General features: G+C 33.0%; 14 protein-coding genes. 5 read left to right on the top strand and 9 right to left on the bottom strand.

Annotated features, from left to right (window positions below):
- Nucleotides 1–86: 86 nt before the first annotated feature.
- Nucleotides 87–3,338 (bottom strand): S41 family peptidase, encoded by a 3,252-nt coding sequence (locus tag AC061E_RS05070; protein WP_478285298.1) that lies wholly within the window; start codon nt 3,336–3,338, stop codon nt 87–89.
- A 674-nt stretch (nt 3,339–4,012) separates the two neighbouring features.
- Between AC061E_RS05070 and AC061E_RS05065 the strand changes: the two genes are divergently transcribed.
- Together AC061E_RS05065 and AC061E_RS05060 are read left to right on the top strand one after the other, a co-directional pair.
- On the top strand, nt 4,013–4,546 hold the full coding sequence (locus tag AC061E_RS05065) for an RNase A-like domain-containing protein (protein WP_478285297.1): 534 nt from the start codon (nt 4,013–4,015) through the stop codon (nt 4,544–4,546).
- An 86-nt stretch (nt 4,547–4,632) separates the two neighbouring features.
- On the top strand, nt 4,633–4,923 hold the full coding sequence (locus AC061E_RS05060) for a contact-dependent growth inhibition system immunity protein (RefSeq protein ID WP_478285296.1): 291 nt from the start codon (nt 4,633–4,635) through the stop codon (nt 4,921–4,923).
- A 372-nt stretch (nt 4,924–5,295) separates the two neighbouring features.
- Here the strand turns inward: AC061E_RS05060 and AC061E_RS05055 are convergent, their stop codons facing one another.
- The 8 genes from AC061E_RS05055 to htpG all read right to left on the bottom strand — a co-directional run bounded on the left by AC061E_RS05055 (nt 5,296) and on the right by htpG (nt 13,391).
- Nucleotides 5,296–5,754: a DUF4440 domain-containing protein gene (locus tag AC061E_RS05055; RefSeq protein WP_478285295.1), complete on the bottom strand. Its 459-nt coding sequence runs from the start codon at nt 5,752–5,754 to the stop codon at nt 5,296–5,298.
- Between the two features lie 134 nt (nt 5,755–5,888).
- On the bottom strand, nt 5,889–6,455 hold the full coding sequence (locus AC061E_RS05050) for a hypothetical protein (RefSeq protein WP_478285294.1): 567 nt from the start codon (nt 6,453–6,455) through the stop codon (nt 5,889–5,891).
- A 355-nt stretch (nt 6,456–6,810) separates the two neighbouring features.
- The gene (locus AC061E_RS05045; RefSeq protein ID WP_478285293.1) at nt 6,811–7,584 is read right to left on the bottom strand and encodes a DUF3667 domain-containing protein; all 774 of its coding nucleotides are present in this window, start codon (nt 7,582–7,584) and stop codon (nt 6,811–6,813) included.
- A 399-nt stretch (nt 7,585–7,983) separates the two neighbouring features.
- The gene (locus AC061E_RS05040) at nt 7,984–8,283 is read right to left on the bottom strand and encodes a type II toxin-antitoxin system RelE/ParE family toxin (protein WP_478285292.1); all 300 of its coding nucleotides are present in this window, start codon (nt 8,281–8,283) and stop codon (nt 7,984–7,986) included.
- Entirely contained in the window at nt 8,283–8,528 is a 246-nt protein-coding gene (locus AC061E_RS05035; protein WP_210788973.1) for a type II toxin-antitoxin system ParD family antitoxin, read from the bottom strand. Before AC061E_RS05035 ends, AC061E_RS05040 begins: the two co-directional genes overlap by 1 nt.
- 217 nt (nt 8,529–8,745) lie before the next feature.
- Nucleotides 8,746–9,285 (bottom strand): hypothetical protein, encoded by a 540-nt coding sequence (locus AC061E_RS05030; RefSeq protein WP_478285291.1) that lies wholly within the window; start codon nt 9,283–9,285, stop codon nt 8,746–8,748.
- Between the two features lie 319 nt (nt 9,286–9,604).
- Nucleotides 9,605–11,134, bottom strand: a complete 1,530-nt coding sequence (locus tag AC061E_RS05025; protein WP_478285290.1) for an ATP-dependent nuclease — start codon at nt 11,132–11,134, stop codon at nt 9,605–9,607.
- A 370-nt stretch (nt 11,135–11,504) separates the two neighbouring features.
- The gene (gene htpG, locus AC061E_RS05020) at nt 11,505–13,391 is read right to left on the bottom strand and encodes a molecular chaperone HtpG (RefSeq protein WP_478285289.1); all 1,887 of its coding nucleotides are present in this window, start codon (nt 13,389–13,391) and stop codon (nt 11,505–11,507) included.
- 181 nt (nt 13,392–13,572) lie between these two features.
- Here htpG and AC061E_RS05015 point away from each other — a divergent pair, with 181 nt between their 5' ends.
- The 3 genes from AC061E_RS05015 to AC061E_RS05005 all read left to right on the top strand — a co-directional run bounded on the left by AC061E_RS05015 (nt 13,573) and on the right by AC061E_RS05005 (nt 15,809).
- Entirely contained in the window at nt 13,573–14,049 is a 477-nt protein-coding gene (locus AC061E_RS05015; protein WP_478285288.1) for a hypothetical protein, read from the top strand.
- A gap of 13 nt (nt 14,050–14,062) precedes the next feature.
- Nucleotides 14,063–14,758 (top strand): YiaD family glycine zipper/OmpA-like lipoprotein, encoded by a 696-nt coding sequence (locus AC061E_RS05010; RefSeq protein WP_478285287.1) that lies wholly within the window; start codon nt 14,063–14,065, stop codon nt 14,756–14,758.
- Between the two features lie 103 nt (nt 14,759–14,861).
- Nucleotides 14,862–15,809, top strand: a complete 948-nt coding sequence (locus tag AC061E_RS05005; protein WP_478285451.1) for an ABC transporter ATP-binding protein — start codon at nt 14,862–14,864, stop codon at nt 15,807–15,809.
- The last annotated feature ends 20 nt before the right edge of the window (nt 15,810–15,829 follow it).

The raw sequence follows: 15,829 nt of genomic DNA, 5'->3' as shown, positions 1-15,829 counted from the left end.
TCAGTAATAATTATTGATAAAAAAAGAGGTAGTTTTTTGGGCTACCTCTTTTTTTGATGAAAATTAATCTTTTAAGAATAGAATAATTATTTAATAGTTTTCAGCATTTCTTCTACAGCTCTTTCTAATTGCTTGTCTTGTCCGTTCAAATAATCTTCGTATTTCAATGCAACTGGAATATCTGGATTGACTTGTAAGTTTTCAGTAGGTCTGTTTTCTTTTCCGATAGTAGCTACCATTGGAATTCCAAAAACTAAAGAAGGATCAATTTGGGTTTCCCACCACACAGCCGTTCCTGTTCCTGGTACTCCCATTCCAATTAATTTCCCGATTCCATTTTGTTTGTACACGTATGGGAAAATAAAAGCATCTGAATAATTGCCTTCGCCCATTAATACGCAGCTTGGTTTGGTCCATCTTCCTAATGGTTCCGCATCTTTCAAGCGGTTGCCTTGTGGTGCAAATTCAAGGTAGCGTTTGCCACTCAATAACGTATTCAAATCATCGTGTAACCAGCCACCACCATTAAAACGAGTGTCAACAATCAAAGCTTCTTTTTCGAAATTTTTACCCATCACTTGGTCAAATACTTCTCTAAAACTGCCGTCATTCATACCTTGTACGTGTACGTAACCCACTTTTCCATTACTCAATTTTTCAGTAATTTGATTCATTTTGCGAATCCAACGGTTGTACATTAAACCTGATTCTTCGCCAAATGAAATTGGTTTTACACTTTCTTGAAACGCAACACCATTAGCATCTACACCTGAAATTAGGATTAGTTTACCTGTTCTTCTGTTCAAAAACTTAGCCCAATCTGTTGTTGCAGTAATTGGTTCGTTGTCAATTTTGTTGATAGTGGCACCTGCTTTTAGCTTTGATACCGTTTTGTCAAAAGGTCCACCTACGATAACCTCAGTTACCTTTAGACCATCAGCTGCATTTTTATCATCGTAAAGTAAACCCAAACAAGCCGTTACATCCATATTAGGGAAATTAGCGCTGTAGCGTCCTCCTGTATGTGAGGCGTTAAGTTCTCCTAAAATTTCACTCAATAATTCTTGGAAATCATAGTTGTTATTGATGTGTGGTAAAAATTTAGCATAGGTATCTTTGTACATTTTCCAATCTACCCCATGTAATTTTGGGTCGTAAAATTTCTTGGCGGTTTGTCTCCACATGTGGTTGAAAATGTAGTTGCGTTCTTGCTCTGTATTTAAAACCATCTCTGCAGATACAGGTATTCCCGTAATTTTCCCGCCTTCCGTATCAATTTTCGATAAGCCTCCTTCGTTTCGTACAAATAATGTTTTGTTGTCCTTGCTTAAAAATAAAGTACTTGGAGATGATCCTAGTTTAGCTAAAATCTTAGTTTCTTTGGTTTTGGTATCGGTTACCCAAAGGTCGAATCCTTTTTCAAAAGAAGCCAAATAGAATAATTTACTTCCTTCGTCATTAAACACAAAATCAGCGATAGATGAGCTGTTGATGGTTACACGAACTTTTCTAGTTTCAAGATCAGTCAAATCCGGATTCCAAACCACAACTTCCTCTTTTTTAGGAGTGTCTTTTTTGTTTTTATCAGTGCTAGCAGCTGTTTTTTTGTCTTCGGCTTCTTTCTCTTTGTCTTTTATTTCTTTTGCAAGAGCCGCTTCTTCTTTGGACAATTTGAAATTTTCAAAGTCTTTTTTATCGAAAAATACGGCGTATACATCAAGTTCTCTGCTGCCTTGGTTTGCCAATGATTTGCGACCTTCTTTGCTGCTCAACCACGCAAGCGCTTTGCCTTTCATTTGTTGTTTGGCCGCATCTTCGCCAAAACCACTCATAATTGGGTATTTAGTTTCAGAGCCGTCGGCTTTGATCATTGCGGTATGTGTGGCATTAAAATTGCCCATGCTATCATCTACAAAAAGCCATTTGCTATCATCGCTCCAGTTGAAACCAAAATCGCCATCAGAATAACTGTGGTTTCTACCTTCCGGCAAAATGGTTCTTGAAGTTTTGCTGGCTAAATTATACACACGAACAATATTGCGCTCTTCAATAAAAGCGATTTCTTTTCCGTCAGGACTAAATTTAGGTAAGAACTCTTCTTTATCAGAAGCAATTAATTTTTCTTCCTTGATTAAAGTAGCAGCGTAAAAATAAGCTTCTTCTTTTCGTTCTACTTTTGCCGTAAATAAATCCCAACTGTCACCACGCTCTGAGGCGTAAATAAGGGTTTTACTGTCAGGAGACCATTGCACATGGCGCTCTTGTTCTGGTGTGTTGGTAATTCTTTTGGTACTTCCACCATCAGCATTGGTCACAAAAATTTCGCCTCTAGAAACAATTGCAATTTCTTTTCCGTTTGGACTTGGCACAAACTCTGAAATAGAACCTGCAATCGGCACGTTTTTCTCCACATTGCCTTTACCATCATTTTGAATCGTAATTTTTACTTTTTGTGGACTTTGACCTTCCTTCAAAGTATAAATTTCACCGTCTTGCGAAAAGCACAAAGTATTGTCTTGTGCCACACTTAAATGACGTACCGGATTGTTTTTGAAAGTAGTTATGGCCGTTGCTGTTTTAGCGCCAAGGTTTTGCTTGAAAATATTTTGATTGCTGCCATCGGCTTCGCTCAAAAAGAATATCTGTTGATTGTCATTGCTGTACACTGGCTCGCGGTCCTCACCTTCGTAAGTGCTTAGCTGCGTGTAAGTTTTTTTGTTGATATCAAATACCCAAATATCACGCGTTACACTGCTGGTGTGGTGTTTACGTAAGGCATCTTCGTAGCCTTTGCGGTCTTGAAAAACAATTTGATTTCCTGCTGCATTGTAGCGCGCATATTCTATTCCGCCTTCAGTAACCAACACCGGTTTTCCGCCAGTTGCTGCAACTGTGTATAAGTTTTGGAACAAACGCGGCGAGTAAAAATGGATGTTATTACTGCTTGTTTGACGGCTAGAACCAAATAACACATTTTTACTATCAGGTGAAAAATCATACGGATAATCAGCCGCTGAGTTAAAGGTTAGTCGGGTAGGAGTTCCTCCAGTTACGGGTAGCGTAAACACATCAAAATTACCATAACGGTCACTAGCAAAAGCAATTTGCTTTCCGTCTTTGCTCCAAACAGGCATCATGTCATGTCCTTCATGAATGGTAATAGGAACTGCAGTGCCACCTTGGGCATTAACTACATAAATATCGCCTTTGTAGCCAAAAGCAATGTTCTTACCATCAGGAGAGAGCGCGGGATGGCGCAACCAGAGAGCATCTTGTGCGAATGATACCGTGCTTGCTACCAACAACAAGCCACAGTATAATGAAGATTTTAAGTTCATAGTTTATTAGAGTTTAGTTCTTTATTTAGTAGTTTAAAAACCTATTTCGTTACAGGTTAGATTTATTTTTTTGAGATTTTAAAAAACAGAAAGAGAGAAGACTTTTTTAGTTCGGGTCTCGTTCATTGACCAGTTTTATAAAAGAGATGGATGGTAGGAGGAAAGCAATTTGAAAAACTCCATAAAAAAAGGACGTTACATCCTCTTAATTTCGGTCTTGTAAATTACGAAAAGTGCCTACTATTTATTAAAAGTACTGACTGTCTGACTTTGTGGACTTAAACGGAGTTTTATTGTTCATGTTTAATCCAAATGAAAGAAAGTTGCATTTTTATTGTGTTTTCTATAAAATTTGTGGGCGCTAATTGTAAATGAGCCTAACATGTACTTACCGCATTTCTTGCCGTTTGAGGTTTATAATAATTAGTAAAATATTGCAAGTAATATTATCTTATTCGTTGAAATCATGGAAATTTTTTTAAAGCTATAATAAAGAAATCCTCTATATTTTTAATAAAAAAAAGTTTAAAAATTATAATACTTCAAAAACACAATACAATATCCTAACTTTTAATTAATATAAAGTTAAACCATAAAAAGAAGACAGATTGATTGAAAAAATTATTTTTGAAATGTATTAACTAATTAATTTACAATAATTTAAAATCTAATTCATGAAAATTTTTAAATCAAACCGTTCTATTAAACTTTTTATAGCTGTTTTTTTAACTGCTATCTCTTTTTATTCTTGTCAAAATGATGACGTTGACTTTAATCAAAATGCAACACAATCTGTTGACGTAAAAGAGAAATCTAAGGCTTCAAGTACTCAAAGAGTAGGTGATTTTTTAACACAACAAGAAAATTTAGGGGGTCATACACTTGAACGACATGTTGGAAAAACAACAGCTTATCTTCAAAACCGATTGAATACTAGTTCTATAAGTGCTGCAAGTACATACAGTACAGTTACAAGCGCTGAGCAAGCAATACTTAATGGCATCAATGCAAATAAAACAGCTTTAACAAATTGGTCTTCGAATAGCACAAGCAGATATACGATAAATTATACTAATTCAGTTAATGTTGGGGTTGTTTTAAAACGTGGGGCATCATCACCAGTAGCTTCAAAAAGAATTATCGTAGTATTAGAAAAAAAATCTACTGCGCCAAACGGTTATTATGTTTTGACTTCTTATCCTAACTAAATTTCAAGCGTATCTCTTCAATAAATAACGAATCAAAATTTTATATATTTGGATTCGTTATTTTTTTACTTTAAATCTTAAAAATTATGTCACTTAGCCAAGAATATACTAATTTATCACAGTTTCTTACCGGATATTTTCCTGATGCAGATTTGGATGAATTAACAGACGAACAAGTTGTTCATGAATTTGTTAGTAGTAATCCACAGGAAATTGTAATGGTTACTAAAAATGAATTGGAGAAAATTATCGAAGAAAATGCTTTTTTTGATGAAATTGGTTTTTTGGCAAATAGGTATTTTAAAAATCAAGATGAAGTTTTAGAGTGGTTAGAAACAATACTTTTATACCTCAATAAAGGAGCATTAGAAGCCTGAATAATTTATTGTTATTAACTATTTTTATTCCCATCCACGTTAAAATAAAAAAACTCCATTATTGTATTGGAGTTTTTATTTTTTTGGCAATAAAGGTTTTGTGATATTTCAGTTTTCTTTAAACCAGAACATAGTATTTAAAATAAACATGACTCTAAGACATAGTTCATCAACTGGTTTAAGGGTATAGCTAACTAGATGCGGCGAGCTTCTTTAAATTCTAAATCAATTTTAAATATATTTCTAAAATTGTTTGTTGCGTATTCCTATAATTTCTATAGGCTATATTTTTAATCCTTTGAATCTTTAATAAAACTATACACTGTTAGTTTTTTTACTTTAATTATAGATACGATATTTATTAGCGTTTTGTTACTCATTTTTCACTCTAGTAGAATGTAGCATATCAAATTTCCAGCCTTTATCAGTTAAAATGGCCGTAGCGCTTTCAAGCCAATGTGCTTTTCTAATAATTTTATCATCAACAGAAATGGTTGCATAGTTGTGATAGGCCACCCAAGCCGTTTTGTTGGAAACTTTGATGTCTATAATTTCAATAGTATTTACTCTTTTAGGCATGGGTAAATTGAGTTTGGCTGTATTCAAATACTTTGCAATGGTATCGTTATTCCACACTTCGCCGTGTTCCAAAAGCAGGAAATCCTTGGTATAGTATTTCTCAATATTTTTAGCTTCTAATTTGGACCAGATTTCATCAAACGATTCGAGTACTAAATTTTGAATCTGTTTTTTGTGGGTTTCATTTGAAACTTGAGCGAATGCTATCGAATTAAAAAACAGCATTAATATTATGGTGTTACGTGTTTTCATTTTTGTTAAAATTAATTAATTACATTTTTACTACGGAATTTAGAACTACATTAAGCTATTTTTTGATTGCTTCGATCTATAAAATTTGCCACATTTCAAACGCTACGACTTTTTTTATAAGCTAAGTAAGTTAGCTATTTTTTTATTTTGATGTCCAATCCAAACATTAAGTATCCAAGAACAAAACCTTTATTACCAATTTGTAAATTTAACGGCTTTATTTCATACGAAAACCTACTTTCGGGTGAGTTTATTCTAATTCCAATTCCAGCAGTTCCACCAAAATAGAGCTGGTTGAAATATCTTGAATTTCTTATGTTATTTTCGCCACCAGTACCAAATAAACCTCTTGAATAGTTTAAAAATCCTCCTGTTGTTATTAATAAAGAAACTGATTTGTATTTAATCAAATCATAATTCACATTCATCCCAAGTGAAGTAATTCTGAAATATTGTTCTCGAGTATCAGTTATTCCGTTTGAATTAAAACCTCCATATAGTAAATTCGGATTAATTCTGAATTTTTCTTTTTTTCCAAAACTTTTTTGATAACCTACTGAATAAATAAAACCTAATCCACTTTCTTCGATTCCTTCATTTACTCCTGCGCCAATTCCAGTTTTAATTGAGCTTCTTGTAAATTGATTTTCTTGTGCATTAATTTTTAAGGAAAATAGGACTATTAAAACTAGTAATTTCATCTTTTTTGCTATCATTACTCTTTCATTTTTTTAAGTAACTGCCAATTTGTATATATGCACTACAAATTTTGGACTTTACACCTATAGTTGTGTAGATTGTTACTATTAAGTTGCGTATTGTATCAAATGTATAAATAATATTTTTATTACAAATAGCCAAAATGGTTTTTAATTTTTTTGGCGTTAAATATGTTTCTTATCAAGAACGATTTCTAGATAGTAAATCAAAAAAATACTTTGTATCCATGTATTTTCTAACATTCATTAAAGCTTCATACCAAGGCGTTACTTCGTAGTTTTTGTCTTTTGGATAATGCTTACTAATTCAATAAACTTTGTAGTAGCAGAAATAATTTTATGCATTGAAGTGTAATTTAATGGATGTAGTATTAGTAACGATTTTTGCAATAAGTGACATTATAACTACAATTTCAAAAAACAGAAGTGTATAAAACACAATTATTCTCCATATAAACCCTGCCATGGAATACTTTTTATAGGCCGCATTAAAATAGACCCAAAAAGGAAACAAAACAATCAAGAAAAAATAAATGATTTTTAAAATATCTAAAAAATATTTTATTTCCTCAAATACTCTCAAAAGTGACAATAAGTTGACAAATAAACACAAAACTAATATTCCCAACAAATTTATTCCTGCAATGATGAAATGCTCCGCTAGGTTGATTTTCAGTCTTTTGAAAATCAGAAAAGCATTTATCGCAAGTAATGGGACGAATCCAAATAGAATCAATTTTACATTATTCGATAAGAAGTTCATTAATTGTATTCCTTCATTTGTATTTTTAGAAACTGATGGCGGATTCAGGTCATGATAATAATGAACCGTTAGAATATTCAAAGCGATTAGCATTAAAGTGAGTGCAAAAACATTGTAGTAGTTTACTCTTTTGCCATTAATGTAATCCAAAGCTGCTTGCCCAGGTCTTATAAATGTTTCTTTTAAAGTAAAGAAGATTCCTTTTTCTAAATGGAATACTCCGTGTATGATATCGTGGGCAAAAAAATGCTTTAAGGTTATGGCATGTGTATTGCTTTTTTGACCGCAATTCTGACAATAATTACCAGAAACATCTTGTTCACAGTTTAGGCATTGTTTGTTCTCCATGGGTTACTATTTTGCTTTTTTAGTATGTTGCATTTTGTAAGTAAAAATAATAATTTATTGTCTCTAAATAAAAAAGCTTTCAAGAATATTACCTGAAAGCTTTATTAAAATTATTTCGTGTAGTCTTGAAATAGTGATACATAAAAAGTATTTGCTCCCAGATGTATTGCTTTTTAGAACAGAATGTTATCAAAACTTGCCCGCTTCCTGAAGTCTTCCTTTTTAGAACAGAATGTTATTAGAACTAGCTGCTACGCAAATGTCTCTGACCTCGCATCGCAAGGTTTATCGTATAGTTCTAATATACGCGCATAGCAGTTCAACATTTAAAGAACGTTTTTTTTAAACACTTCGAGCAGCTGGGGAGCTGTCTACTCGATTAGCAGATGGCTTTTTTATTTATTCCGCTAATCGGTTTTCAATATTCATTCTTTCGTGTAAAATTCTAACGACTTCAATTTCATTTGCTTTGTCTTTTTTAAAGAAAATTAAATGTGATTTTACTTTTGAGTAGCTATATGATTTTCTAATTTTCTCAAAGTCACGAGCCATATCTAAATTATCGACGATATATTCAATTTCGTCAATGATTAAGTTATAATATCGATCTGCTTGTTCAACAGACCAATTTTCTGCCGTATAAATCCAAATGTTATTAATGTCTTCTAATGCCTTTTCACTAATTATATACTCGGGCATTATTTTTGAAAATTAGCTTTTAGTATTTCAAGATTTTTATTGCGGTCAAAATTTCTGATTTTACTACTCTTTTCACCAATTTTTAGTTCATTGATTAGAGATTTTGTTTTAATTTCTTCTTGCTCAAAAACTCTTAAAGCAGTTCTAACAACTTCACTTACTGAACTATATTTTCCTGTAGAAATTTGTTCATTGATAAAGTTTTCAAAATAGTCTCCTAATAATATTGATGTATTTCGTGCCATAATTTTTATTTTATCAAAGATACCAATAATTGGTATTGAATTCAAATTTTTTCGATTTTTGCGCAAAAGTTACTGCTAACGTCTTGGTACTACAGCGGGTTTGGGACTAAATTAAACTCATTCTTCGGATTTGCCAAATCATTCAAATACAAAACCATTTTTCCATTAAGTCAATTGCCCAAATCCGTTGACTAGCTGTTGTGGGAGGGTTTTTTAGTTAATTCGATTTGTTTTTTTTAGCATTTTTACTTCCAATTTTTAGTTCCGATATTTCGCAATAGCTTATTTTTTTTAGAATATATAATATTAATAATGCTCCAAACGAAAATATCTCAATCACAATCCAAGGGGTTAAATTCCTTTTTGTAGCCTCTTCTCTTGTTTCTTCTTTTTTTATAAATAACACATTATCTGAAGTGCCAAATTGAACAACTCTTACATCTAATTCTAATGGTTTTAAATCATCGTAATTCAACGCTATTTCTTCTTTGTCCTTATTCAAATAAGACATAAAATCATAAGAATGATTGTCGTATAATCCAAATGATACTTTTTGATGTTTTATTTTGCCTTCTATAGAAGTCGAAATTCTTTTTGAATTAGATCCACTAATACATTTTTCTACCCTCATCATTTTTTCTGTATAATTGCCCGTTATGTAGCAATATTGCTTATATGCAGTAAATAAAAAAATAATTGGTAATACAGCAATATTTGTGATTAAAATCAGGTAATATAATTTAATTACTATTTTCATTTTAAAAAAATTTGATTCAATTTCAAGAGAAGCGTTTCAAGTTTTATTCAATCACTCGGATATGCGAAAAAGTCTTTTAGAGATAACCTGCGTTCGGGCGATATGTTTTTTAAGTTTCTGCTTTTATTTTTTGATTGAAAACGAAAGCGTCAATTCGTCACGAATTGGCTGTGAAACTCTCCTACATCTAGCTGCTACGCGAATGTCTTTGACCTCGCATCCCAATTTTTAGCGTATAGCTAAATGCATTAGCACCGGAGCTCAACATTTTAAGAACGTTTTTTTTAAAATACTTCGAGCTGCTGGGATACGATTTGTTTTATAATTCAGGCGAGTATTTTTTTACCATATTTATTAAAAATAATTGTAAAGTTTCAAAATATATTTTCCCTTTTTCCGATTTTATTATTAAACTCCAACAATGGTCAAAAACTTCATTTATATCTTTTAAAGTTGAATGTTCTATTATTGTTTTAAATAAATAATGAGGGTTTTCATTTTCTAAATAATACTCAATATTTACATTAGGATTATCACTTAAATAAGCTCTAGTTAGAAATTTTTCGGGACATTCATTTGAAAACAAAAAGTGTAAATTTTCTGTCGGAGGAAAAGTTAAAGCACCTTTATTTGATTTCATATTTTTCATGTCTCCATCTAAAATACAAGCAAATCCAGATTTTATTTTTTTTAATTCATACGTTTCCATGTGAGATATAAAGTGAGTGTAAGTCTTGTCAGCACTGCCGGATATAATAATGTTTATTAATTCTGAAAAATTATTAATATTTTTATTTATTTCAACTGCTTTTATTGCTTCCTTAATGATTTTTTTTGCCTCAAGATCTTCACAATATAAGTCAATAAGAGGATAAGATTTTGAATCCATTTTAGACAATGAAGCACTAACACTTATGTTTTGTATTGCTTTGTATTCTCCTTTTGGATTTTTCTCAATAAAAATTCTAGAAGAATCATTTACCGAATCTAAAATTGTACCTGAATGAGTTGTAATAACAAATTGTTTGTTTTCTATCGTACAAATATTTCTAATTACATCAATTAATCTTCTTTGAACTTTAGGGTGTAGACCCATTTCAATCTCATCAATTAATATTAAAGCATTTTTTGGAGCTTCAACGATGTCAATAATAATTCTTGTTAATACTTCTTCGCCTGTTGCGGCATTATAACTTGAATAATGATTTTGATTATTATATTCGAAGGTTTCTTTATCTAAATGTTGAGCAATTTTTTTAATTTCAAATTTTTCTTCTAGAATAAAGGACATATATTTTTCTATTTCTGAAACTTTTGTAGTTGATATTGCTTGTGTTGTGGCTGTTTTAGCTAAACTATACATTTTGTCACTGTAAAACCTAGCAGGAACAATTCTATCTAAATCTATAAAAATAACTTGTCTATGAGTAAATTGACTTTCTTTTTTGCCAATTCCATTCCATTTTTTTGTGTTTTTTTTTCTTTGTCCCCTTTTAGTTTCAATTTTTTTTCCAGTTTTATAAGTAATGAAATATGTCCAATCTTCATTTTGAATATCGTGCGATGTTGTCTTCATTAAAGAACCCCAAGTATGTCTTTCTAAATTACCATTTTTAGGATTTCTCTTCAAAAAATCATAATGACAACATGCTAAAGCCATTAAAATAGTTGACTTACCTGAACGATTTGTTCCTGAAATTATTGAAATAGGATTTTTAAAGCAAATTTTTAATTCTGAAATATGTCTAAATGGTTCAAACTTTAATTCAGTTAAAAATATTGGGTATGTTTTTTCTTCTGTGACATTGATTTTGTCAAAGAAATCTTTATCTGAGTTTATATTTATCATATTTCGATTTTTTTAGGTATAAATACCTTATAAATTATTCATTGATGTAACAAACCTTCCCAGCACCACCCAATCAAGCTGAATTAAAAATGTTCGATCTTACCTCATTCATCCCTCAAATATATTAAAATAATCTTACAAATTGTGTTTTAAAAAAACGACTTTGTAAAAATTATCCGTCTCAAATAGCCCCGATAGCAGCGGAAATCCTTTGCGGTGGCGGCAGCCAAAAGCAAAGATTATAGCGTATAGCGGGAGTATACGCCTGCTGAAAACGGCTGATCTGCTCCAAAAAAAAACCTGCAAGTCCCGATAGTTCGGGGTCGCTTGCAGGTTTACTCTAAGATCTAACGATCTAAAAATCTAATATTTATTTAATTAGCTCGAAACTTCTTTTTACAAATGCGGTTAAGGCTTCGCCTTTTAGCAAGTTTTGAGATAGTTTGGCTAGGTCTAGCGCTTGTTTTACTAGGCTTTCTTGAGCGTCTTTGTCTTTGTTGTTTAGGATGCTGCTGGCCAATTCAGAGTTGGTGTTCACCACTAAATTGTACATTTCTGGCATGTTGCCCATCCCGAACATTCCGCCACCGCCGCTTTGGCTCATTTCTTTCATACGGCGCATGAATTCTGGCTGTGTGATGATAAATGGTGCCGAGTTGCTGTCTAGCGCTTCTAGTTGTACGCTGTACGTTTGTTTTGGTACAATGGTTTCTAGAACGGTTTTTAGGCTGGTTTGTTCTTCCTCTGAAAGTTTTGAAATGGTAGTTTCGTCTTTCTTGATCAAGTTGTCAATATGATCCGAGTCTACACGTACAAAAGTCAGGTTGCTGTTGTCGCCTTCAATTTTCTGGATTAAGTGCGAGATAATTGGAGAGTCTAGTAACAATACTTCGTATCCTTTATCTTTGGCTGTTGCAATGTAAGAGTGCTGCGCATCTTTGTTTCCAGCGTACAAGATAACTAGTTTACCATCTTTATCGGTTTGTGTGGCAGCTAGTTTTTCTTTTAATTCTTCCAGAGTATGGAATTTGCCATCTACGGTTGGGTAAAGTACAAAAGCACCTGCTTTCTCATAAAACTTGTCTTCGGATAACATTCCGTATTCCAAGACAATTTTAATGTCGTTCCATTTTTGCTCAAAATCTTCACGGTTTTCTGTGAACAATGATTTTAATTTATCAGCAACTTTACGCGTGATGTAGTTAGAGATTTTTTTAACGGCAGCATCAGCTTGAAGTCCAGAACGAGATACGTTCAACGGAATGTCTGGCGAGTCTACCACACCTTTTAACATCATTAAAAATTCAGGTACAATTCCTTCTACGTTATCGGTAACATACACTTGGTTTTGGTACAACTGAATTTTGTCTTTTTGGATTTGCAAATCAGAACCTAATTTTGGGAAATACAAAATACCAGTTAAGTTGAACGGATAATCTACATTTAAATGAATGTGGAATAACGGTTCGTCAAACTGCATTGGGTACAACTCGTGGTAGAAGGTTTTGTAATCCTCAGCAGCCAATTCTGTTGGTTGTTTGGTCCAAGCTGGATTTGGGTTGTTGATGATGTTGTCAACGGTAATCGTTTCGGCAACGGCATCTTCTGGAGCGTCTTCTGCCTTCGGCAATGTTTGTGTTTTGGTTCCAAATTTAATTGGAATAGGCATGAATTTGTTGTACTTGTTCAACAAATCTTTGATTTTGGCATCTTCTAAAAATTCTAAAGAATCTTCAGCAACGTGCAAAATAATTTCAGTACCACGTGTAGTTTTATCCGCTGGTTCTAAAGTGAATTCTGGGCTACCATCACAAGTCCAGTGCGCAGCAGGCTCGTCTTTGAATGATTTAGTGATGATTTCTACTTTCTCAGCTACCATAAAAGCAGAGTAAAAACCAAGACCAAAATGTCCTATAATTCCAGAATCTTTAGCGGAGTCTTTGTACTTGTCTAAGAACTCTTCGGCTCCTGAAAAAGCGACTTGATTGATGTATTTTTCAACCTCATCAGCTGTCATTCCTAAACCTTGATCGATGATGTGGATTTTCTTTCCTTCTTTGTCAATTTTTACCTCGATCATTGGGTTGCCGTATTCTACTTTGGCTTCGCCAATGCTGATAAGATGCTTTAATTTTAAGGTGGCATCGGTACCGTTCGAAATTAATTCTCTCAAGAAAATTTCGTGGTCGCTGTATAAAAATTTCTTGATTAAGGGAAAGATGTTTTCTACTGAAACATTAATTTTACCTGTTGTCATATTTTTTAAATTTTAAAATTAAATTGGTTACCAATCAAGCTTTCAAATAGAATACCAATTGTAAAAAGGATGACAAAATGGCGTAAGCGTTAATTATGATACAAAATGTTAAAATTGTGAAACATAATTTCAAAAATGCGTAGTACCTTTGTGTAAGTATTAATTCATTAAATGTATCAAAATGAAAAAAATTATTTTAGTGTGCGCTATAGCCGTTTTGATGTTTGCTTGCAAGTCAACATCAGCTACGAGTACCAAAACAGATAGAAAATCGCAAGTAGCCATTAAAGGAGACTGGGTTATTAGTGCAGTAACATATCCAGGATCTCAATATGTGAAAGTAAATAGTTTTCAATTAGCAGACTCAGAGTGTTTTGTAGGAAGTACTTGGAAATTTGTATCAAACAATAACAAAGGGACTATGGCTTTGACCAAAACGAATTGTGTTGCTTTTAGCTCTCCAATTACTTGGTTTGTAAACGATCAAGGTCAGTTTGTTTTAAAAGTTTTAGACGCTGGGGAAAAAGCAAGAAAAGTGAGAGATGGTTATATTTTAGGTCTTGCTAATCAAACGGAAACTTCGTTTCAACTAGTAGATAAAATAGATGTAGCAGGAAAAATGACCGATGTAGTATATCAGTTTCAAAAAACTAACTAAAAAATAAGATAACATGAAAAAGATTTCAGTAGTTGCTATAGCAACAATAATGGTTTTAGGTTCTATTTTTACAAGCTGTGAGGCTGTAAAAAACACAAACAAAACTCAAAGAGGAGCAGGAATAGGTGCTGTTGCAGGTGTTGTTCTAGGTGGAGTTCTAGGTAATAATTTAGGAAAAGGTGGTAATGGTGCTATGGGTGCTGTACTAGGAGGAGTTATTGGTGGTGTTGCAGGTGGCGCTATCGGTAACAAAATGGACAAGCAAGCACGTCAAATTGATGCTGTTCTTCCAGGTGCTGAAGTAGTACGTGTAGGAGAAGGAATTAAACTTGTTTTGAATGAAAATGCAGTGCGTTTTGATACGAACAAATCTACTTTGACTGCTGCTGCAAAAGCAAATCTAGATAAATTAGTTCCTGTTTTTGGAGAATATCCAGATACTAACATTACTATCTACGGATACACAGATAGTACAGGTCCAGCGGATTATAACTTGAAGCTTTCAGGTGATAGAGCAGCATCTGTTCGTAATTACTTGTCAAGCAAAGGAGTTTCTGCAGCTAGATTTAAAGTAACAGGAATGGGTATTGCTGATCCTATTGCTTCTAATGAAACTAATGAAGGTAGAAGCCAAAACCGTCGTGTAGAGTTTGCTATTACAGCTAACGAAAAAATGATTAAAGATGCTGAAGCTGAAGTGAAAAAATAAGCTTAAAGTACTTTAAAAACAAGAGCTGTTTCTTTCTAGAAGCAGCTTTTTTTGTGCTTAAAATTGATTTAAAGATTGTAAATTTGCACTTTAATTTTTGATGATGCTAGAAATAAAAAATATACACTTTTCTTATAGTGACAAGCCTGTAATAACAGATATTAATTTTACTATTGAGAAAGGGCAAAACATTGCTATAATTGGGGAAAGTGGTTGCGGAAAAAGTACCTTACTCAAACTGATTTATGGTTTACTGGATCTCAATAGTGGATCAATTAGTTACAACGAAAAACCCATTTTAGGTCCCAAATACAACTTGATTCCGGGCGTTGATTATATTAAATACTTGGCTCAAGATTTTGATTTAATGCCGTACACTACTGTAGAGGAAAATGTGGGTAAGTTTTTGTCGAGCGCTTTTTTACCTTTAAAAAAACTCCGAATTCAAGAGCTACTCGAAATGGTAGAAATGACGGATTTTGCCAAAGTAAAAGCCAAAGATTTAAGTGGTGGACAGCAACAAAGGGTAGCCTTAGCCAAAGCTTTGGCCCTAGAGCCAGAAATTTTATTGCTAGACGAGCCCTTCAGTCATATTGATAATTTTAGAAAAAATGCTTTAAGACGCAATTTGTTTGCCTATTTAAAGAAGAAAGGAATTACCTGCATCATAGCCACACATGATAGTGTGGATTCCTTATCATTTGCAGATGAGACCATTGTCTTGCAGCAAGGACAAGTAGTGATCAAAGGCCCATCAAGAGCCTTGTATGAACTTCCGGCAAATAAATATGTAGCTTCTCTTTTTGGTGAAGTCAATGAGTTTATGCTGTCACAAATTATAGATGTTGACCCGGCTGATGACGAATATTTATTGTTATATCCGCATCAATTAATAGTAGTAGACAATGCAAAAATGACAGCAGTTGTCAAGCAATGCTATTTTAGAGGGAGTCATTTTTTAGTTAAAGCTGCTTTTGATAGAAGAGCTATTTTCTTTGAGCATGACACGGAGTTAGACTTTAATCAAGAAGTCAACTTGATGTTAGCGTAAAGCTAGATTTTTCTTTTCTT

This window comes from Flavobacterium sp. GNP011, from assembly GCF_056428925.1.
This window is presented reverse-complemented; position numbering and strand designations above follow the sequence as displayed.